We start from the raw sequence: 21,551 nt of genomic DNA, 5'->3' as shown, positions 1-21,551 counted from the left end.
TGCTTGTGGAAATGGAGGAGGCAGCTTTGAAAAGAATCGTAGTAAGTATATTCGCAGCGGTACTCATAGTCAGCATGTGTGCAGGTAAAGGGTTTGCCGCTTCAGTTAGTCTAAGTGTCAGTGCGGCTATCGACGCCGACACGAAAGAGGTGACACTTGCGGGAACAACGAGCAAGGGGAAAGGACAGCGGATATTTGTGGAGGTCATCGACTCCGATCAGGTTCTGGAATACTTGAATCAATTGGTTAGCGGAGATGGCGGCATGTTTGCAGAGTCGTTTCGGATGAATAGTGCAAGCCCAAGTAAGACTTACACGGTGAAAGTGTATAGTGAGCAGCCAGACAGTTCAGCAAGTACCCAATTCCAGTACCACGGATCGGCGAATCCGGGTTCTGATCCTAGCACGGGTCAGGGGAACGGAACGAACCTTGACTCCGACACAGCTTCAGGTACAACGCCAGGGGCTGCTTCATCCAGACTTGTTAAGGATATCGATGCCTTGCTCGGTAGTATGTATGCCTTGTCGATAACACCTGAGCTGGCGCTTGCCGGGGCAAAGGAATTGATTCGATCTGCGCGATCCGGTTCCCCCAATATAGCTGAGCCAGCCAAGCAGGAAGTCACTCATAAGTTGACGCAGCTGGCGGAAGAAGTCATGGCCCAATTTGCAACTATGCAGGCGACATCGCTCCATAAAGTGGAAACGGGAACGCAGATCCGTGTCACGATAGATGCTCTCACCGCGATTGCCAATTTGAATCGTTGGATAGCGGTGAGAGCAGAACTGTCCGAATTGCTTGCACAAAGCGGATTGGACGTACACCTGCCGTCAAAGGCTGAGGGAATTGTCATTGATGTCGGCCAAACAGCGAAGAAAGATGTTCAAACCAGTCTTCCGGCAAGGGTTGTTCAGCAAGCGGCATCCCAAGCCGTCGGCATTGTCATCAGAACGGATAGTATTGACATTCAATTTCCATCTGCTGCCTTTGATACTGCGATGGTGAAAAAGGCTGTTGCGGAGAATGCCGCTATTTCAGTTGCTTATAAGAAATTCCGCCAAGAAGCTCTGACGGATATTCAGGGTGCTGCCGGCGACACGGGCGGAAGCATGAAGGCGGTCGCAGATGCTTTTGATTTTCAGGTATTGAAAACGAGAGGGGAAGCTACGGAAACGATTGAAAGTTTCACGGATAAGGTGACGATTTCGATTCATGAGAGTAATTTCTCGGCGAATCCTTACAATGCGGAAAAATGGGGCATATACCGCTACGAACCTGAACGCAAAACCTGGGTGTACGTAGGCGGTAAGCTCGATAAGAAAACGCAATCCTTAAACTTTCAAACCTCTCACTTTAGCTTATACGCCATTCTGGAATGGAATAAAACGTTTCGCGATATTGCCTCTCATTGGGCTAAATCAGACATTGAAGTGATGACGTCCCGACATGTCGTGCAGGGGATCGAGGAGCAGTTATTCTTGCCAGAGGCGTCGGTCACAAGGGCACAGTTTACTGCCTTTATGACAAGGGCCTTGAGGTTGGATGAAAAATCGTATACCGATGGGTTTAGCGATGTAACAGCCGATAAATGGTATGCCGGCCTTGTGCAAGCGGCATTCGATCATCAGTTGATACAAGGCAGTGAAAATCGATTTGAACCGGAGGCGAACATGAGCCGGGAACAGATGGCTGTTTTTCTCGCGAGAGTGTATACCCAATCAGGCGGAACGGCAATAACGGCAGGCGAAAATGTAAGCTTTAAGGATGAGACCAGCATTAGCCCATGGGCGCTTGAAGCTGTCAGAACCGTAAGCCGATTGGGCATACTGCAAGGCAGAAGCGGTGGGGAATATGCGCCAAAAGAGTCGGTTACGCGCGCGGAAGCGGCGGCTGTGATTAGGAGACTGATGGATCTGATATAAATAGCAAAGGGCAGCTATACAAGTGATAGTTGCCCTTTGCAAATAAATCACTGGAGGATCAATCTTTTGTGTATGAGTGCCTAAAAAAAGGAGGTGAAGTTTGATGTGCAAACGTGCGTCGCCGACAATCGTTTTTTGAAAATAAGCATGGCTTATGGGGAATTTTAAATATGAGGAGGCGTATTTATGAAGAAATTAGTTTCTGTTAGACACATTGCCTTATTCCTGTGCATGCTTCTGTTTTCGGCTTTGATTGTGGTAACGGCACCTCAGACTACACTGGCAGTTGGTACCATTTATTACGTGGACTCTGCGGGCGGCAGCGACAGCAATAATGGGACGGGGACATCGACGCCATGGAAGACATTGACCAAAGTAAATAGCGTGACATTTGCCCCGGGTGATCAACTATTATTCAAATCAGGCGGTATGTGGACAGGGCAGCTCGCTTCGATGGGATCAGGTACATCCGGTTCTCCGATTGTTATCGGTTCATACGGCACCGGAAACAAACCGATTCTGGATGGGGCCGGAGCTGTATCCAGCGTGATTTATTTGAAAAATCAACAGTACTGGGAGATTTCAGGTCTGGAAATTACCAATAATGCAGCAGCGGAAGGGACAAGAAGAGGCATTTTCGTCTATGCCGATAATGCAGGAACCTTGAACCATATTTATTTGAACAATCTTTATATTCATGATGTGTTGGGTGACAATTCATTCACAGGAAACGGCAAAGGCACTGGAGGCATTTATTTCTACGTGTATAGGGACACGAGCAAATCGATCTCTCAGGTCACGCAGACGAAATTCAATGATGTGCGGATCGAGAATAATACGATTACACGTGTTGGAAGAACGGGTATATCCATGCTGACGGATTGGCAGAAGAATGAATTCAAGTACTGGTCTTCCGGCGTTGCCGTGAGGAATAATAACCTCAGCTATATTGCCGGTGATGGTATGATCATCATCGGGGCCGACCAACCGGTCATGGAATACAACGTCATTTCCAACGCGAATTACGTTTGTGGTCCGAATGCGGCTAATTACGGCGGGAACGGTTGGGCCGTGGGTATGTTTCCTTTCTTCAGCGAGGGAACCAAGATGCAGTTCAATGAGGTTTACAGCACGCGTTCCACGCAGGACGGGCAAGCTTTCGACGTTGACGGGAACAATAACAACGCCGTGGTGCAGTATAATTACAGCCACGACAACGAGGGCGGTTTCGCTTTGAACATGGTTGATAATTATGCGAAGGGCTCGCGAACGACGAATACGACCATTCGATATAACATCAGTCAGAATGACCGCAATCGCGTATTCACCATAAGCAACGTAAGCAATGTCAAAGTATATAACAATACGGTATATGTGGGATCTGCTTTGGATACGACGATCTTCTGGCATAAAGCGGCCGGCACAGGTACGGATGCAAGCGGGAATACAGTTCCCGTACCTGCAGTGGACAACATAGCCTATAACAACAATTTGATTTATAACCATGGCAGCGGTGGATACACGGTCAATAACGGGACGAATGTTTCTTTTGCGAATAACTGGTACTATGGCAATCACCCTTCGACTGAGCCGTCCGAAACCGGAAAATCCGGTAGACTAAGCGATCCCAAATTGGTAAATGCGGGGTCAGGTGGAACGGGAATCGATTTGGTGAACCGTGGCAACAATTTGCCTGGCTATAAGCTTCAAAGCTCATCACCGCTCATTAATGCGGGTATTCAGGTTGCAGGCGTGAGTTATACGGGATTAAAGGATTTCTGGGGTGGGGACGCATTGTACGGTACGAATCCGGATATCGGAGCGTTCGAATATCAGGGCGCTCCTACCGGTGGAGGCAGTGGGAATCTGGCTTTAAATAAAACCGCAACAGCGGACAGTTCCTGCAATACGACATCGGAAGTAGCGGGCAGTGCGGTAGATGGGGATACCTTGACCAAATGGTGCTCTCATGGCACGGGAGGCGCCTATTGGTGGAAGGTGGACCTCGGTGCCAACAACAGCATAAGCCAGTTTGTCCTCACACATGCGGGCCGTGAGAATTCTTCATGGATCACCAAAGACTACAATATTCAAACCAGCACGGATAACACGAATTGGACGACTGTCGTAACCGTGACCAATAACACGACGAATGTAGTCACGCATACGATTACGCCGACTACGGCACGCTATGTGAAGCTGAATGTCATCACGCCGACGAGCTCAACCAATACGTCTGCCAGAATATATGAATTTGAAGTCAGATAACGTAAGTTCGGGATGGTGGGAGCGATTAACGGGCTGCCGTCTCTAATCCAATCCTTAAGCCAATGCTTATTATCAGAATGAGGTGCTGTCATGCAAAAAATGAAACGAAATCATCGAACGAACCTTTACCGTTATTTGGGATATGTAATCCTGCTGATGGTACTTTGTGGTCTATGGATTGGCGTATCCTATGCTCGCAATGAGGCGGATCCTGCAGTGGCTAGCATCGAGGGTGAACCGATATCCGTTCGTGAATTCAAACATTTCGTTGATAAAAACAGGGCGAGCGTATACAGATACTTTCAGCAAACGTATGGCGCTCAAGACAGCGCTTCGTTCTGGAGCACTCCGCTGGGCAACGAATTCCGGCGGATAAGCTAAAGGCTATAGCGTTGAAAGAGGCTGTAACCGTCAAGCAGCAGCAGATCACCGCCAAGAAATACGGAGTCATGAAAGATATCAGCTATGAAGGCTTTTTGAAAAGCTTGCTGCAGGAAAACGAAAGAAGACGCTCGGCACTGCAAAACCGACAAGTCATATATGGACCAAAAGAATATGACGAGCGGGGATATTTCGAATATATATTCGATAATATGGTAAGCGGACTAAAAGCAAAATGGTCTCAGACAGATTTAAATATGCCTGAGGAGCAGCTTAGGTTGTATTATGAATCCGTTAAAGATCGGCAGTACAAAAATACGGATACCATAACGCTTGAGAAGCTGTCGATATCTTACAGCGGGAGAACGCCCGAAGAGATGTCCGCTCAAAGAATGCTGGCGTCCCAGAGCATGTTAGCGATCAAGAAAGATATGGATCAAGGGTCGATTGAAGAGAAGCAGGATCGGAATCGGAAAGAGGATCGCATCAAGATGGTGTCAGAAATGATTACGCTTGATCCTGAAAGCTCAGGCAAAAATTTAATTCTGGCTCCGCTGATGATGGAAACTGCCTTTACGTTGAAGACCGGCCAGACCAGCGAGATATTAGAGGAAGACGCCTCGTTTCTGATCCTTCGCTGCGTGGAGCGGAAAGAAGGCGGATATAAACCATTTGAAGCAAACCGGGATCTGGTGAGATCGAACTATGTTGACTCCGAATATGCGGAATTTGTAAATCAACAGGTGAAGTCAGTGCCTTACACAACAAACAAAAGCGTCTATGATAGTTTCGTGATAAGCTGACACGATCGTATTATTTCAAAAGAAATTACACATATCCCTTCTTTAAGGCCCGGTCATAACTTCTCTATAATGAAGGTAATACTTCAAAGAGAGGATGTGGCCGGGTTTGATTATGATAACCGGTTTTGCAGATGAAATTTCACAGGAATTAGAGGAGCAATTGAATGTGCTGGAGGAGGAGGGCATCAGATATCTAGAGCTCCGTGGAGTCTGGGGCACCAACGTGATGAAATTATCCGATTCTCAACTCGACTTGCTTGAGGAACGTTTACACACCAGAGGTTTTCGCATTTCATCCATCGCTTCGCCACTAGGCAAATATGGCGTCTTGGAAGACTTTGCTCCACAGTTGGATGACATGGATAAGGCCATTCGTATTGCAAAAAGATTTGATGTCCCCTATATTCGTATTTTTTCGTACTATATTCCGCAAGGCGACGATCTTGCGATACATCGCGATGAAGTCATGCTACGCATGAAGCAGCTGGTCAGTAAGGCTGAAGCAGCCCAAATTCATTTGGTCATGGAAAATGACAGTAATTTGTACGGCACGTCGATCCAAGGCTGCCTTGATATTTTGCAGACCATTGATTCTCCTTATTTAAGGCTTGCATTCGATCCAGGCAATTTCGTAATCAACGGAGAACAGCCGATGGCAGAAGCATACCCTTTGCTGTCTTCCTATATTGCATATGTCCACGTCAAGGATGCTCGTAAGGAAGGGCCGATTTTTGTTCCGGCAGGAGAAGGCGATTCGGAATTTGGTTCATTTCTACAAGCATTGAAACAGGAAGGATTTAAAGGTTTTTTGTCTGTAGAGCCCCACTTGCATAAGGCATTCCCTGAGCTAAGTGATAAAGACCGTTATCTTGTAGCCTTAAGAGCGCTTAAGGCAATGTTGAATCAAGCTGGAATGGATTGGAACTAAATGACTTCGACTATAAAGGGGGATATGAACATGGGAGAAAAAATATACAATTTTGCAATTATCGGCGTCGGTGTTATCGGAAGTATGCATGCTAAATGGCTGCAGGAGATTGAACGGGCCAAGCTTATCGCCGTATGTGACATCAATCCGGCCAAAGCTAAGGAAATAGGGGAGCGGTACGGATGCGATTATTATTCGGACTTGAACGACATGCTGAGTCGTCCCGATATCGACATTGTCCATGTTTGTACGCCAAGCGGCATGCATAGTGAACATACGATTGCTTGCGCCAGAGCAGGCAAACACATCATCTCGGAGAAGCCGATTGATACAACGGTTGCGAAGGCGGAAGAGATGGTGGCGGAATGTCGGAAGGCCGGCGTAAAGCTGGCGGTCATTTCACAACACAGGTTCCAGGATTCCACCGTTCAGGTTAAACAGGAGCTTGATGCGGGCCGATTCGGGACATTGATCGCAGGTACAGGAGCTATCAATTGGTATCGCTCTCAGGAGTACTATGACAGTGGAGAGTGGCGCGGTACGTGGGAGCTTGATGGCGGAGGCGCACTGATGAACCAGGGTGTCCATACCGTAGACGTGCTTCAATATTTAATGGGTCCAGTGGAATCCGTAACAGCTTATTGCAAGACTGCCGGTCATGATCGAATCGAGGTTGAGGATATTGCTGTAGCAATTCTAAAATTCCGCAACGGGGCCATCGGCACACTGCTCGGAACGACCTGTGCGTATCCCGGTCTCTCGGCGCGAATCGAAGTGTTCGGCAAAGACGGCAGCGCGGTTATTCAATCCGATAAACTGGTGCATCAGAAGTTCCGCGATGAATCCAATCAAGAAAACAATGAGGCTGTCCAAGCCGGTACGGGGGCGGCAAACCCTTCTGCTATTGATGTCGGAGGCCACATGTTCCAAATTAGAGATATGATTGCCGCAATCGAAGAGGACCGGGAGCCCAAGATGAACGGGGAAGACGGATTAAGGCCGCTCCGAATTATTCTCGCCGTTTATGAATCGGCTCGCACAGGTCGCGAGGTTACGCTGCCTCTGTAAGGCCAAGTATTCGAAAGAAGGAGGTGGCCTTATGCATTCCGATACGATCGCAGTTGTTCCACAAACTAGCGCGAAGAAGCTGAAAAAGCGACATACCAGCACAAATTTGGCGGGTTACTTGTTTATATCCCCTTGGCTCATAGGATTTTGCTTTTTGACTCTGTGGCCGATGATATTGTCGCTCTACTATTCGTTTACCGACTATTCCTTGCTGAATTCGGCACAGTGGACCGGCTTTGACAATATGAAGGAAATTTTTCACGACCGTTTCTTCTATAACTCACTGAAGGTCACATTTACGTTTGTATTATTCTCCGTACCGATTAAATTGGCAGTAGCATTGGGTGTGGCGATGCTGCTGAGCCGCAACATTCGCGGAATGTCGGTCTACCGAACGCTATTGTATTTACCATCTCTGATCGGGGGGAGCGTCGCGGTAGCTGTACTATGGAAAAACATTTTCGGACTGGATGGATTTATTAACAACATAGTACCCTGGTTTGGCATCGCGCCTAAAAACTGGATTGGCATGCCGCAAACGGCGCTCAGCACGATCATCATTCTCAGTGTCTGGCAGTTCGGATCGGCCATGATTATTTTCATTGCAGGTTTGAAGCAAATCCCGACTGAACTTTATGAGGCTTCCTCTGCCGATGGAGCGGGCAAAATCAGACGATTTTTCCACATTACATTGCCCATGTTGTCGCCGGTTATCTTCTTTAATCTGGTCATGGGGGTAATCGGTTCCTTCCAAACGTTCACATCCGCATTTGTCATTACGAACGGTGGTCCGATGAACTCTACACAAGTATACGCGGTGTATTTGTATCAGGTGGCGTTCGGGAATCTTCATATGGGATATGCATCTGCACTTGCCTGGATATTGCTGCTTATTGTCGCAATCGCCACATCGATCAACTTCTTGGCGTCGAAATATTGGGTCTATGACGGGGAAGGGAGCCGCTGACGATGATTCGTAATAGCACAAAATGGAATTGGTTAGTCCACTTATTTTTAATTGTTATTGGTTTGTTGATGTTCTATCCAGTGCTTTGGTGGATCGGGGCATCGCTCAAATCGAATGCGGAAATGAGCCTGCCAAGCTTGTTCCCTAAGGAGTTCATGTGGAGTAATTATTCGAAGGGTTGGGTGGCTCTGCCCCGCTATACGTTTACGTACTTTTATATGAATAGCTTGAAACTGAACATAGCGACAACGGTATTCACAGTTATTTCCTGCAGCCTGGCGGCATACGGCTTCGGAAGGCTGGATTTCAAATTCAAGAAGGTTTGGTTCTCGCTGCTACTTCTTACTCTCATGCTGCCTTCACAGGTGACACTGATCCCGCAATATTCTATGTTCCATTCCTTTAAGTGGGTCAATACTTATCTACCATTCATCGTACCTAGCGCCTTAGGAGGGGCTACCCTAGGAGGGGCATTCTTCATCTTTTTGCTGGTGCAGTTTATTAAAAGCATTCCGCGCGAGATGGATGAATCCGCCCGAATCGATGGCTGCAGCTCATTTGGCATCTACTGGCGGATCATCGTTCCACTGACGAAGCCTTCACTGGTCACCGTCATGATCTTCTCGTTTTTATGGCATTGGGAAGATTATTTCGGACCTATGATTTACTTAAACTCGGTTGATAAATTTACCATTCCGCTAGCGATTCGCATGTTCGTAGATGCTCATTCTGCTACTGCTTGGGGGCAATTGCTAGCGATGTCGCTTCTTTCGATCGTGCCGCAAATCATCATTTTTTTCTCGGCGCAGCGGCAGTTCGTCGAAGGTATTGCAACAACAGGTCTAAAGGGATAAAATGGAACATAAAAATGACAAAAGCTGCGATTTTCTGCAGCTTTTTAGTCTATCGTCGAAGGGGGGGACCGTATGCGAAGCCCGATTAAGCGCTATCGGATCAATGCGCTACTGGCGGTAAGTTTCGCCGGTGTTTTTATCATTCTGCTCATACTCGTGTGCGTTACAAGCTATTTCCTTTCCTCACGGGAGCTTGCCAGCAACACCTCCTTTTATCAACAGAGATTGTTGAATGAGCTAAATAAACAGGTGGCTTCCGAGCTGCGTTCCATTGAACAAATCTCCCTGACGATATCGAAAAACAACGATCTCAACAACTTATTAACCTTATCGGTAGACGACTATTACACGCGAAACAAAGCGCAAGACGATTTAACCAACTTTAACTTGTTGAAAATCGTATACAGCACCCCAAATATTGAATCGATACAGCTTTATATGAAGCGTTCCGTGTTCACGAACCCTAAAGCTTACGTGCAGATTACAAATTTGGATCAGGCCAGTAAAGAGGATTGGTATGAGGCGGCAATGAAATCCGACTTTTCCTGGATCGGAGAACGCGATATTCAGACCTTTCAGGGAACAATGCCTGTAGTTACTTTTGCTCGAAAGCTGTTTTCCAGCTCTTTCGAGTATCAGGGAATGCTGCTTATCAATGTGAAAGTGAAAGTACTCCAAAATATGATGCAGGAGGATAAATCGGCGGCTACCCGATTCCTGCTTGATACGGGCGGCAGACCGATCCTCAGTACCTCTGATATGAATCGGATACCGATGAATTTGGAAAAGTTGATCCCTGATATTAAGGACAACTCGGGCTATTTGCGTATACAATCGGACATGAGCGGCACGTTGGGTAAGGGAAAAGAAGACAATTTAGTCGTATGGTCACGAACCTTCAGCGAGGGTTGGCTGCTGTTGGAAGTGACGCCTTGGAGCCAAATAACGGCGGGCAGCGTTAAGCTGGCCATTACCGTATTTACCATTGGACTGACCGCGATTGTATTCGTTCTGCTGTTTACTTTTTACTTATCTCGAAGCTTTACGAAGCCAATTATTCTGCTCACGCGCCAAATGGCGAAATATCCGGCGGACGATAAAAGACCTAAGCTGCCAGGTGATTACAGCAACGAGTTCGGACATTTGTTTAACGGTTATAATCGATTAATTGATCGGATTGAGGAACTTTACCGATCATTGGAAGCCGAACATAAGCAGCAGCGCAAGGCAGAAATGAAAGCGCTTCAAGCAATGATTAATCCGCATTTTTTATATAATACTCTCGATCAATTGAATTGGATGGCTATTGAGGCCGGACACCAAAGGATGAGTCATGTGCTGGAGCTGATGGGCAAAATGTTTCGCGTCGGATTGTCGAACGGTGAAAGCCTGATTTCATTGGAGCAGGAGCTGGTCCACACGGTGAGCTACTTGCAAATTCAGCAGATCCGTTGGGAAGAAGGGTTAACCTATCAGATTAACATTCCGGAGTCAGCCATGCCCTTGTTCATACCGAAGCTGACGCTTCAGCCCTTTGTGGAAAATGCGATTATGCATGGATTCCATGGACGCAAGCGCGGTCATATTGAGATTGAGGCTGTTGTAAACGACGATGAATTGGCCATTACGGTACGGGATGATGGATGCGGTTTAGAGCCAGATTGGGATAAAGGGACAAAACGGAAAACCGGAGGATACGGGATCCGTAACGTTCGCGAGCGGCTGGATGCTTATTTCGGTTATCCGTACGGCATCACGATGCAGATGGGCGAATCAGGCGGAACCGAAGTAAGGATCCGACTGCCCAAGCAAACGCAAAAGGACGGAGGATGAAGTGGCATGTGGGATGTAGTGGTAGTCGATGACGAAAAACAAGTGATACAAGGAATGAAAAAAATAATACCCTGGGAGCAGCTTGGTCTCCGGTACGTCGGGGATGCTATGGATGGCAAAGAAGGATTGGAACTTATACGGGCCACTAAGCCGAGCATTATTATCACGGATATTTACATGCCGGTAATGAACGGATTGGATATGGTGGAGCAGCTGAGAAGAGAGCAATATCAGGGGGAAATCATCATCCTTAGCGGCTACGCCGATTTCGAATATGCCCGTCAGGCGCTGAGATTAGGCATTAACGATTACTTGTCAAAGCCAATTACTGTACAGACAATCTATGAGGTGCTGGAGAAATCGATAGCCAGGCTGCAGGAGATTTCCAAGCAAATGACTGAACAGCACGAGCTTCATGAGAAGCTGATGCTGTATGAGCCTTTTGTGGAAAAGGAATGGATAAAGACGATTGTTGCAGGCACAGCGGAACGTCAAGTTAAACATCCTTTCACGCAAAAGTTTATTCAGCAGTGGAAAGGAAGCAGCTTTCTCGTCATCGTGCTTGAAATAATCCGTACGACGCGTGTTTCTGAGATCTCTTTGACGGATTGGAGTCTGTTTCGCTTTGCTGTCAGCAATATAGCCAAAGAAGTTGTAAACTCGCTATGGAAAGAAGCCTCCTGTATAGATCTCCACGGTCAGTATTTGGCGATACTCATTCCTGTGCCAGCAGCGATGGCACAGGAAGAAGTGCTGTTACGGACGCGGGACGTGGGCACGGAGCTCATTCTCAGCGTATACAAGTACTTAAGTCTCAAAATTCATATCGGTATGGGAGGTTTGAAGGAAACATACGAGGATATAGCTGACTCAACCGAGGAAGCTTTTCATGCGCTCGCAGTCAAAACTTCAGCCCCTTGCAGCGGTATTGATTTTTATGAATATGGCATATCTGAAAAGAGGATCGATAAAAGCGGACACCGTCCTGTGAAGTTCTATCAGCAGCTTGCTGGGGCGATAAAGCGCCTTCAAGAACAAGAAATTCTAGATTTGATTCAGCAGTATACGCTTGGACTTCATGGTGACAACCGCCTTAGTCCCCCTCAGATACGGCAGCTTGGTGCGAATATATGGACGATTTTTGCTTATACGCTATACGATGTCGGTATTGTATTGGAAGATCTGATGCCGATGCTGGACTTGAACAAAGAGATGTTGGCGCTGTCTACGGCGGAAGAACTTGCGGATTGGCTGAGAAACGCCATCGTCTCCATCCTGGGTCAGGTAAACCGCCAGGACAGTATCAAGCACAGGCAGGCTGTCGAGTTTATGATTCAATATGTGCATGAGAATTATGGCGATGATTTGCGGTTGGCTGATCTCGCTGAAAAAGTATTTATCTCACGCAGTTACTTAAGCAACATTTTCCGTGATGCAACTGGGGAAACGTTTAACAACTATGTGACGAAGGTGCGTATGGAGAAAGCGAAGAGTATGATCATTGAAGGCAAATATATGGTTTATGAGATTGCCGAGAGGGTTGGTTTCAAAAATGTGCCCTACTTTACCACGCTATTCAAGAAGAGCACAGGTCTGAATCCGAGTGATTTCGCCCGCAGCGGTGCTTATTTCGTAGAAAATTGAAAGGAATTGCACATCTCTCTCCTACACAGTGCACACGTGCATTGTTACTATCAATATGTAGACATTCAATATTAGGAAGGGGACAAAAAACATGAATGCACCTCGTAAAGTGTTGTTAAGCAGTTTGTCATTGACAATGGCGCTTACTCTCGCCGCATGCGGCGTTAAGAAGGAGGAGCAGCCAACGGCAGCTGCAACCGCTGTATCAACGTCTCAAGCAACAAAGGCGCCAGAGGCCAAGAAGCCTGTTAAGCTGCGGATTAAATGGTGGGGTTCTCAGGCCAGACATGATGCTACTTTGAAAGCGCTTGATTTGTATACGAAGAAAAATCCGCATGTCACCTTTGAGCCAGAATACTCCAGCATCGACGGTTACCAAGACAAGATCGCCACGATGGCAGCAGCCAAGAATTTGCCGGACATTGTGCAACTGGATGCGGGCTGGCTTAAAGATTGGGAAAGTTCAAACCGGTTAGCAGATATCTCAACAGGCATTAACACCAAAGAGATAGATGCTGCGCTCGTTAATTCAGGGAAGTACAAAGACAAGCTGTTCGCTGTTCCGCTCGGCAACAATGCTTATGGGATGGTTTACAACAAATCGTTGGTGGATAAGCTCGGAATTAAGATACCGGCGAACTGGACATGGGACGATTTCTTTCGTCTGGCTAAAGAGTCCAAGTCTAAGTTGGGAAAAGACCAGTACTTCACTTCTGACTTCACGAACGATTTCGTTTTCTACAATGCTTACCAGACAAGCAAAGGTAAGGGCTGGCCGAAGCAAGACGGCAAATTCAACTATGACAAACAAACATTTATTGAATTTATGACTAAATTTAAGGAACTGCGCGACGGCGGATTCGTACCGCCTGCGGATGTTACCGTGTCCGATAAGCTGGGAGACGCCAAATTGGATTTGCTCGGACAGGATAAAATTTTGGTTCGTTCTTCTCACGCGGCAGAGGTTGCCGGATCAGAGACCTTGAAGCCGGGCCAAATTCAAATTACGACAGCTCCGCGCGACAAGCAAGCGAGCGGCTTCTTGAAAGCCTCCATGTATTTTAGTGTAAGTCCTGATTCTGTAAGCGTAGAAGAGTCGAAAAAGTTCATCGATTGGTTCGTCAACGACCAAGAAGCCGCTGACCTGCTGGGCACCGCACGTGGAGTACCGGTCTCTAAATCAATCTTGTCCTACCTACAGCCGAAATTTACACCTGTGGATAAATTGGGCATTGACATGATCAGCAAAGTTGCACCTGATGCCCAAACATATGACCCGGGTCCAGGGAAAGCCAACGGTTGGGATAAGTTTGATTTAAGCTATGAGAGTATCAGACAGCAAGTGATGTTTAACAAATTAACACCGGAAAAAGCATGGGATGAACTTGAAAAGATAGGAAAAGAGATTAAATAGCAGCTAACAACTAAAGAAATGACCAAGTGTTTGTACTTGGTCGTTTCTTTAACTGCGGCTTACAGTCGAATCATATTAACGGTCCAAAATGAGTTGAATGAAACGGTAATTCTTTACACAACGACCATAGTGTGCTAACGTTTGAATACCAAGTAATTTAATGTGTATACTTGTTATACCGGACAACCGGAGACGAACAATGACTTGTTGCGTCTTTTTTATTATTCATTTCATGGAGGGATGACCAGTATGAGTATTCAAAAAGTTGGTGGTATTACTAAGGAAAGAAGAGAGCGTGCTTTTCGGGAAGGTTGGACGTACCAGAGGTTTGTGGATAGCGCCCAAGTCAATGTAGATTTACTTCGATCCAATTATGATCAATATACCTTACATGCACAGGATTTGGCCTTTTTGAAAGAAATATCTGAGCCTATTGATGTTCTGGTACTCGCTCACGATTGGTGCGGTGATGTTGTGGCGAATTTACCGCTTTTTGCTAAGATTGAACACGAAACGAAGAAGCTGAAGCTGCATATTTTGCCGCGTGATCCTGACAATCAAGATATTGCTGAAAGCTATTTGCATCCGGATGGCCGCAATCATATTCCGACCTATGTGTTTTTTAATCAAGCAGGCGAGGAATTGGGGGTATTCATCGAACGTCCCGATCAAATCACAGAGCTGAATAAGGCGTGGAAAGAAGAGTTTTGGGATCAACATCCGGAGTGGGAGGGGCGCACAAAAGCGATCTCCGAGCTGGATGAGGACGTGAGAAGGGCTTTTTTCGGTTATTTGAAGAAACAACGGCCTCAAGCTCATGAGCAAGAGAAAACAGCCATCATTGAGATTATTCGTTCCATAGTCAATATCAAATAAGGAGAGATGAACATTGAGTAAACCACTTTTAGTTCTCGTCGGTGCTGGACCTGGTGTGAGTGCAGGGGTTGCAAGAAAATTTGGCGCTAAAGGTTACCGTATCGTTCTCGTAGCAAGATCCGAGCCATCCTTGTCGCTCTACACGAAAGAACTCCATGAAAATGAGATTGAGGCTTATTCGGTGCAAGCCGACGCCTCAGATACGGATTCCTTAATCGCGGCGTTTGCTCATATTCAAGCTGAATATGGGGCAACGGATGTGCTTGTTTACAACGCAGCTGCATTAGTGCAGGGAAATCCTTCCTCTCTTACGGAGGAGCAGCTCATTCATGATTTTAAAGTAAATGTAGTCGGCGCCTTAACTAGTGCTAAGCAAGTCATTCCTAGCTTTGTTGAGCGAAAGCAAGGAACGATTTTGTTTACAGGCGGAGGTCTTGCGCTGTATCCTGCTGCTGCCCTTACTTCGTTATCTATTGGCAAAGCGGGCATTCGTTCGTTAGCGTTCACTTTAGCAGAGGAATTGCAGCCTCATGGCATTCACGTTGGCACGGTGACGATTGCCGGAGGCGTGAAACCGGGGACGTTCTTCGATCCGGATGCCATCGCTGAATCCTACTGGGATTTACATGCGAACAGAGATAAGAATGAGATTGTTTTTAAACAGCCATAGGCGTCTTTGTGAATCGTGCGCAGCCTTTTATATGTATGCTACAATAGGAACAGACATATAACTAGGAGATGACACTGAATGAGCGCGACGTTAAATGAGCAAGAGCTTTTATCCTTCATTGCGGATCATACAAAGCTGGATCCGAAGCAGATTGCTCTGGTTCTGAAGCATGAAGAAGCTTTCATTAAAAAGGCTGAGGAAAATACCAAGGGTGAAGTGGATATTGATAGCGATGAGCTTATCGATTATATTTTGGGGCGACCCGATGTAAAGTTGACGGAGTTGGATGTAGACAATATCCTCGAAGCTGAGATGTCTTATTTGATGAAAAATGGCTTTGCAGGTTATGCTGATTAGGAAGCTAAAGAAGAAACGGAGCCGCGCAGTTTGCGAGCTCCGTTTCTTCTTTGTAGAGAAAGTAAATGTCTATACGTTTGCTTCGCATCTACCTTAACAAACTCGCGCGTCCTGAAAGACGAAGAAGTCGTTTATCCGAGATGCTTAAGTCGGTTCTTCCACAGGCTTGAAGCGGTTTTTTCCGAAAAAGAAGTAAAATAAGTAAGAAATAAGTGAATAAACGACTGCGGTAATACAGAACGCATAAGCGTACCCATAATAAGATCCATAACGGAAAACAAGACCTGTACTGACGGGGGATGCCAAGAACCACCCGAGGTTAAAGACAGCTTCTCCTGAACTTGACGCGAGTCCGCGAAGTGAGCGGTGCACATAACTCATTTTAATTGAATTGTAAAAAGGGTTCGCTGCATTCATCAAGGCTTGACGGAACAAATATCCCCCTGACGACAAGTAAAAGTTGGCCGAGAAAGCCGTTAAAAGCAGAAAAGGAATGGAGCTGAGCTGCAGATACACAACGGATTTTACTTCTCCAAATCTTTTGGCAATCATGGGCCCAATTAGAAAGGCAACGGCGGTAGCGCCTTGGCCTAAGGATACGACGATGCCAATAGCTGACTTGGAAGCCTCAAATCGATCCTCAAAATATACATTTAAATAAGGAACAATCATGCCCCCGGCCGTCGAGGATAATAAACCAAGGAAACAGAAAATAGCAATGACTTGCAGAGACGGCTTATGTTGACGCCACATGTCCTTCCAATGGAATGCTTGGCGCTGCGTCTGTTGTACGTCTTTGCCTTTCTCGAATAAAGCAATTGGAATAACACCAAGTGAAGCGAAGACAACACCAACGAGCAGTGTAAAACGTAAGCTTCTAATTTCGTCTAAACCGATGATGAATTGGAAAAAGTCGCAAAGCACGCCTCCAAGTGCGATGCCAACAACATTGGCAATCATGACCAACGCCATATTAAAGCTGAATAAATGGACGCGCTGCTGCGGAGAAGAATTATTCGCCATAAAAGGCAAAATGGTTGCCGAGACGACGGCTAGCGACATCCCGCTCAAGAAAGAAGCGACGAGCATACCTTCTTTAACATCAATGAGAGAACGAGCTGTTAATGCAACAAGGACACAAATAAGACCGAAAGAAATAACACGCTTAGGTCCAAATCGATCATTCATAAGGCCGGCAGGGATAAGGATAATAGCTGCTGCAAGGGAAGAAATGCCAACCATGCTGCCGACTGTGGTTTGATCATAACCCAGACTTCGGACATACAAATTATAAACAAGCCCGAACATCCCTAATCCTAAATTCCATACGAAATTAAACCAAAAAAATAACATGATGTTCCGACTGTAGCCGTTAAACTGTGATTTCCATTCGTGAAGAAATTGCGCCATTTGATGATCCTACCTTTTTTTCTGTGTCTAAATTGTAACCGCCTGATTCATTTTACCATTGGTAAATAAATTTGGACAAGGAAGACTTGATATTCGAACTGATCTGTATAATAATTAGTAGTCTAATATACGAAGCAGGGAGCACATACTGAAATGCCAACACCAACGAGTACCGTGACAGAAGAACAGAAACCAGAACTAGAACAGATTGAAATATGGAAATGTAAAGAGACAGATTGTAAAGCATGGGTTCGCAAAGAATTCGTTACGGAAGCTTTACCACCTTGTCCACTATGTAAAAATCCGATGGTTCGCAGCTATAAGCATGTGCCGGTAGCCGCTAAAAAAGGAAATAAAAAGTTTCTTGTAGGTAAGAAACGTTTCTAATTGCCAATCAAAGACCAGCGCGTATCTCTATAAGGGGAGAGATATGCGGCTTGGTCTTTTTTTTATGGAAAGAAATTGAGCAACCCTGCATACGATGGGTATCAGGGGGGAATGTCCCATGCATTGGCCAGAACTCAATTTAAGTGATGATACGATTGGATTGTTAAAAGAATTGCAGGAGAGAAAACAAAAATGGGACAAACTAAAATCCCAGCAGCCTTTATATGCCATTTTGACGGGTGGACTTGGCTTTTTTTGCATGGTTTCCTTTTACAAACAAGTTTTGGTGAATTCGGATGGAAATGCGATGAAAATGATAGATTTGCTCATTTCTAATACCTATTTATGTTATATGATCTTAGTTTGTATCTCATTGTTTGTTTTTACAAGAAATCGCATGACGCAAACGGAAAAGGCAAAAACGAAGTATGAGAACTTAAGAATGGAAACGATCGATAGACTGGATGCTTCCTGGTTATGTGATGTGAAATCGGAGTCGCGTGACCAAATTTCAAGTTTTTTGCAGAAGGAATACGATATAAATGTGATTTATAAAAGCTAACTGCCCATCTGTTACGTTGGGGTTGGACGTCATAGCCTGTATCTGTGGTTCTTCTCGCTTGTGGGAAGCAAACAGATACAGGTTTTTCATGAATATGAGAAAAACACCAGAAGCCTTGGATTTACACAATCCTATCTTGAAAGAGTATGTTACGATTTGCACATGATTACGGGTACCAAATAGTTCATCCAATGGAGGGATAGCTGTTGAAATTAAGTACGCGTGTTGATGTCAGGAAAGAACCCTTTCATTTGAACCATAATAAGTCTAGTCGCAAGCAGATATGGGAAATCCATCATGCACATCCTTGTATGGAATTTCTCTATGTGTATGAAGGTCATGGCAGTGTGAAAATAAACAAGCAAGTGTTGGAAATAAGACCGGGTACTTTGTTAGTTTTTCAACCCTTTCAATTGCACCGCATTCAAATAAAAGGGCCTTTCATCCGCTCCGTTCTCATGTTCGATCCCTATGTGTTGGATGCTGCGCTGCTGTCTTTTAACGGTATCCGCAAATGGTTTAACCTCCTTTGGAAGCAGCCATTAACATGCCAGGTCATACCGGAGCAGCATCATTTTGCAATTCTATATGAACGTTTGCATGAGAGGCTTTCGAAAGTTTCCTCTGGTCAACAACAAGAAGAGTTTATGTTGTCTCTATTGTCCATGCTGCAGCTCCTTGAGCTATGCGAGAAAGTGATCTATAAATCTCTAACAGGCAAGTTGATGCCGCGTTACAGCCAGACGGTCGTATTGATGATAGAGTGGATCGAGCTTCATTATAAGGAAAAGTTTGATTTAAATCGGATGTCCGAAGATTTGCACTTGTCTACCTACTATTTGTCCCATACTTTTCGACAGTCTATGGGCAGTTCGATTACGGAATATATTATTTCTCGCAGATTGAAGGAGGCTTGTTTGCTTCTGGAAACAAGCACGAAAACGGCCAGTTTCATTGCACAGGAGGTTGGCTTTCTGAATGGGTCCTACTTTGTCGAGTATTTAAGGCCGTTCGGGGAATCACGCCCAAAGCGTACAGAATGCAAGTATAATAAGGACATTACATGATAGTCCCCTTTTCTAATCAAAAGGGATATTCAGTTCTGTAGGAAGGTAACTCCCATGAAACCAACCTTCGAGCTGCCTAATACCATCTTTCGAGAATCGATAGGTTGAATAGTACGTTTTAGTAATTGGGCAGGCCTCAAAACTTACTATGGTTTTGGTTATGAGTTCCTTGATGCCATCATGATTATAATCAAAGAAGGTAAATTGAGGAGTAATTCTCATATTTAATGCCAGTTCAGTTTGTCCATTTTCTTTCTGAGCATTTATAAAAGCCAAATAAGCCAATTCTTCTTCGTGATCTAATGTGAGTTTCTTTATTTCCTCATTCATCCTGACATCCATGATATGACTTCTTCGTTATAACTGTTAATAATTATTCGTTTTTGTAATTCGTCATCAGATGACCATAAGGGAGATAAAAGATGATCTTTGTATTCATAAGCATCTATTTTTGAAGTAGAACCGTATTTATTGGTATGAGAATAGGTGACTCCTACTAAAATTTTGTTTCCTTCGGTAAATAACTGAAAAACATATTGATCACTTGGTTGGGGATTGAAAATCTGCTTTTCACTCTCAACCGTTAAAAGTTTAGCTTGCGCGTCTTTGATCTGTAAGCCAACCTCTCTTTGAGAGCTTTTGTAATATAAGAGGATCTCGTCATTTTTGCCATCTTGATCGACATCAACATCATTTATTTTACGAATAATTTGTAGAGATTCAACCTGTTTGTTAGTAGTGGTACTAGCGGACTTTTTATTATTAGTGACATATACAGCATACATTCCGGCTAGGGCAAAAGCACAAGCTAAACCAAACAAAATCTTTTTCAATTTTATCCCCCCAAGCCCAACAATTCTTATTATTTGACGTGGGAAGTTTGTATATTGTTTTGTTTTTGAGGCGGGGTATAACTATTATCTTTTTACTGCGCGTAAATACAAGGCATTTGTTTGTACAGCAATAGCCAAATCGACCTGATCATCTTTTATTTTGTAAAGTTCTGTTCCAACCGGAAATGCATTAGAAAAAGCATCGACAATATAGTGTTCGCCGCGCTTATTGGAATAGGAATGAACTTGTCCAACTTTCTGCTCAATGGCTTTTACATCGATGGTTTCCTCAGTGACACGATATTGAACTCCTTGTAAAATAATCACTTTTATGGCCTGATTTTCAGAAGGGATATCATTTTCATCGGAAGTACAACTTGAAAGAATAAAGGAAATCAATAGTACAAACAAGGGCATCCATTTTCCCATGAGTAACCTCCATTGTAGGATATTATTGTAAAGTATGACAAATTCACTATAATATGCGGTTGTGCTCTATTCAGTCATGCACCCAACATCGCTGCTACCAAATGAAGAAAATGGGGTATCCTTTTCCACGTGATTGTCCTTTTTAGTGGATGAAGGGTAGGAACTACCTGCCATTCCATTTTAAAATATTTTTATGCTTGGATTTAATAAAGGCGGAAATTTATGAATATTCAGCTGATATTAAGCAACCCTAGTGTATGTAAATATGAAATAATGACATCTAAATTATTTTTCGGAGCCTTTAAAAGGTGAATAAGATAACCATATAGAGGCTCAAAAGGATACTATAGCTATGATTGAGGCTAAAATTTAAATTATTAAAGTTGTAACGCTGTTTTTCAGCGTTATAGAGTGATAGAAGTCCGGAAACGACTCTGTAAGAATGAAAAACATACTTACAGAGGTGGAAAAGGACAGAACGAGTGGGAACTTGACTTGTAACGCTGTTTTCCAGCGTTATAGAGTGAGAGAAGTCCGGAAACGGTTCTGTAAGAATGAAAAACATACTTACGGAGATGAAAAAGGAGAGGGCAGGCGAGAACTTGGAATGGATCCTCGCGGCTGGAACCAAAACGATTATGATCGTTACAATTCCGGGTCTTTGAGTCTGGGTTTAGCGATATCCTCTTCATTGGACCTTCTAACTACATCTGGAAGATAATAAGCTTTAGTTATTGTTTCTTTCATACACTTCGGATTATGAAAAAGGCTATAAGGTTTACACTGGTACCCACAGTCTGGACACTTTGAAAAAGTGTTCAGACTGTGGGTACCTTTTTTTGTATACTAGAGTAAGCACCGGAGGGGATTACATCATG

Annotated in this window: 21 protein-coding genes; 17 read left to right on the top strand and 4 right to left on the bottom strand. The window is 44.8% G+C overall.

The window, feature by feature from the left end; translation table 11 throughout:
* Nucleotides 1-26 precede the first annotated feature (26 nt).
* The 14 genes from FU659_RS09895 (at nt 27) to FU659_RS09830 (ending at nt 15,985) form a co-directional block, all read left to right on the top strand.
* Complete coding sequence (locus tag FU659_RS09895) at nt 27-1,922, top strand: S-layer homology domain-containing protein (RefSeq protein ID WP_187274045.1); 1,896 nt, start codon at nt 27-29, stop codon at nt 1,920-1,922.
* 186 nt (nt 1,923-2,108) lie between these two features.
* The gene (locus FU659_RS09890; protein ID WP_147947434.1) at nt 2,109-4,190 is read left to right on the top strand and encodes a discoidin domain-containing protein; all 2,082 of its coding nucleotides are present in this window, start codon (nt 2,109-2,111) and stop codon (nt 4,188-4,190) included.
* 90 nt (nt 4,191-4,280) lie between these two features.
* Entirely contained in the window at nt 4,281-4,571 is a 291-nt protein-coding gene (locus tag FU659_RS09885) for a SurA N-terminal domain-containing protein (protein ID WP_147947433.1), read from the top strand.
* An 11-nt stretch (nt 4,572-4,582) separates the two neighbouring features.
* Entirely contained in the window at nt 4,583-5,374 is a 792-nt protein-coding gene (locus FU659_RS09880) for a peptidylprolyl isomerase (protein ID WP_147947432.1), read from the top strand.
* A gap of 112 nt (nt 5,375-5,486) precedes the next feature.
* On the top strand, nt 5,487-6,302 hold the full coding sequence (locus tag FU659_RS09875) for a sugar phosphate isomerase/epimerase family protein (protein WP_261807732.1): 816 nt from the start codon (nt 5,487-5,489) through the stop codon (nt 6,300-6,302).
* 30 nt (nt 6,303-6,332) lie between these two features.
* Nucleotides 6,333-7,370, top strand: a complete 1,038-nt coding sequence (locus FU659_RS09870) for a Gfo/Idh/MocA family protein (RefSeq protein WP_147947430.1) — start codon at nt 6,333-6,335, stop codon at nt 7,368-7,370.
* Between the two features lie 31 nt (nt 7,371-7,401).
* Nucleotides 7,402-8,337 (top strand): carbohydrate ABC transporter permease, encoded by a 936-nt coding sequence (locus tag FU659_RS09865; RefSeq protein ID WP_147947429.1) that lies wholly within the window; start codon nt 7,402-7,404, stop codon nt 8,335-8,337.
* Between the two features lie 2 nt (nt 8,338-8,339).
* Nucleotides 8,340-9,191, top strand: a complete 852-nt coding sequence (locus FU659_RS09860) for a carbohydrate ABC transporter permease (RefSeq protein ID WP_147947428.1) — start codon at nt 8,340-8,342, stop codon at nt 9,189-9,191.
* 72 nt (nt 9,192-9,263) lie between these two features.
* Nucleotides 9,264-11,024, top strand: a complete 1,761-nt coding sequence (locus FU659_RS09855; RefSeq protein ID WP_147947427.1) for a sensor histidine kinase — start codon at nt 9,264-9,266, stop codon at nt 11,022-11,024.
* A 6-nt stretch (nt 11,025-11,030) separates the two neighbouring features.
* A complete protein-coding gene (locus FU659_RS09850; protein ID WP_147947426.1) occupies nt 11,031-12,668 on the top strand; it encodes a response regulator transcription factor in 1,638 nt (545 codons plus the stop codon).
* A 91-nt stretch (nt 12,669-12,759) separates the two neighbouring features.
* Nucleotides 12,760-14,082 (top strand): ABC transporter substrate-binding protein, encoded by a 1,323-nt coding sequence (locus FU659_RS09845; RefSeq protein WP_147947425.1) that lies wholly within the window; start codon nt 12,760-12,762, stop codon nt 14,080-14,082.
* 249 nt (nt 14,083-14,331) lie between these two features.
* Nucleotides 14,332-14,958, top strand: a complete 627-nt coding sequence (locus tag FU659_RS09840; protein WP_187274044.1) for a thioredoxin family protein — start codon at nt 14,332-14,334, stop codon at nt 14,956-14,958.
* 13 nt (nt 14,959-14,971) lie between these two features.
* Nucleotides 14,972-15,628 (top strand): SDR family NAD(P)-dependent oxidoreductase, encoded by a 657-nt coding sequence (locus FU659_RS09835; RefSeq protein WP_147947423.1) that lies wholly within the window; start codon nt 14,972-14,974, stop codon nt 15,626-15,628.
* A 78-nt stretch (nt 15,629-15,706) separates the two neighbouring features.
* Nucleotides 15,707-15,985 (top strand): hypothetical protein, encoded by a 279-nt coding sequence (locus tag FU659_RS09830; protein WP_147947422.1) that lies wholly within the window; start codon nt 15,707-15,709, stop codon nt 15,983-15,985.
* A gap of 144 nt (nt 15,986-16,129) precedes the next feature.
* Here the strand turns inward: FU659_RS09830 and FU659_RS09825 are convergent, their stop codons facing one another.
* Nucleotides 16,130-17,395, bottom strand: a complete 1,266-nt coding sequence (locus FU659_RS09825; RefSeq protein ID WP_147947421.1) for an MFS transporter — start codon at nt 17,393-17,395, stop codon at nt 16,130-16,132.
* A 153-nt stretch (nt 17,396-17,548) separates the two neighbouring features.
* On the opposite strand from FU659_RS09825, the gene FU659_RS09820 reads away from it, so the two are divergent.
* The 3 genes from FU659_RS09820 to FU659_RS09810 all read left to right on the top strand — a co-directional run bounded on the left by FU659_RS09820 (nt 17,549) and on the right by FU659_RS09810 (nt 19,411).
* Nucleotides 17,549-17,782, top strand: coding sequence for a cold-inducible protein YdjO-related protein (locus FU659_RS09820; protein ID WP_147947420.1), 234 nt, complete (start codon nt 17,549-17,551; stop codon nt 17,780-17,782).
* Nucleotides 17,783-17,900: 118 nt separating this feature from the next.
* Nucleotides 17,901-18,344, top strand: coding sequence for a DUF2663 family protein (locus FU659_RS09815; protein WP_187274043.1), 444 nt, complete (start codon nt 17,901-17,903; stop codon nt 18,342-18,344).
* A 206-nt stretch (nt 18,345-18,550) separates the two neighbouring features.
* Nucleotides 18,551-19,411 carry a helix-turn-helix domain-containing protein gene (locus FU659_RS09810; protein WP_147947418.1) on the top strand — a complete coding sequence of 287 codons (861 nt, stop codon included), beginning with the start codon at nt 18,551-18,553 and terminating at the stop codon, nt 19,409-19,411.
* Between the two features lie 12 nt (nt 19,412-19,423).
* On the opposite strand, the gene FU659_RS09805 is transcribed toward FU659_RS09810, so the two are convergent.
* The 3 genes from FU659_RS09805 to FU659_RS09795 all read right to left on the bottom strand — a co-directional run bounded on the left by FU659_RS09805 (nt 19,424) and on the right by FU659_RS09795 (nt 20,673).
* Nucleotides 19,424-19,741: a hypothetical protein gene (locus tag FU659_RS09805; protein WP_222708519.1), complete on the bottom strand. Its 318-nt coding sequence runs from the start codon at nt 19,739-19,741 to the stop codon at nt 19,424-19,426.
* On the bottom strand, nt 19,738-20,244 hold the full coding sequence (locus tag FU659_RS09800) for a hypothetical protein (RefSeq protein ID WP_147947416.1): 507 nt from the start codon (nt 20,242-20,244) through the stop codon (nt 19,738-19,740). The genes FU659_RS09805 and FU659_RS09800 overlap by 4 nt, the downstream gene beginning before the upstream one ends.
* A gap of 84 nt (nt 20,245-20,328) precedes the next feature.
* Nucleotides 20,329-20,673: a hypothetical protein gene (locus FU659_RS09795; protein ID WP_147947415.1), complete on the bottom strand. Its 345-nt coding sequence runs from the start codon at nt 20,671-20,673 to the stop codon at nt 20,329-20,331.
* Nucleotides 20,674-21,551: the final 878 nt, after the last annotated feature.

The organism is Paenibacillus sp. N3.4 (assembly GCF_008017805.1).
GTDB lineage: Bacteria > Bacillota > Bacilli > Paenibacillales > NBRC-103111 > Paenibacillus_E.
This window is presented reverse-complemented; position numbering and strand designations above follow the sequence as displayed.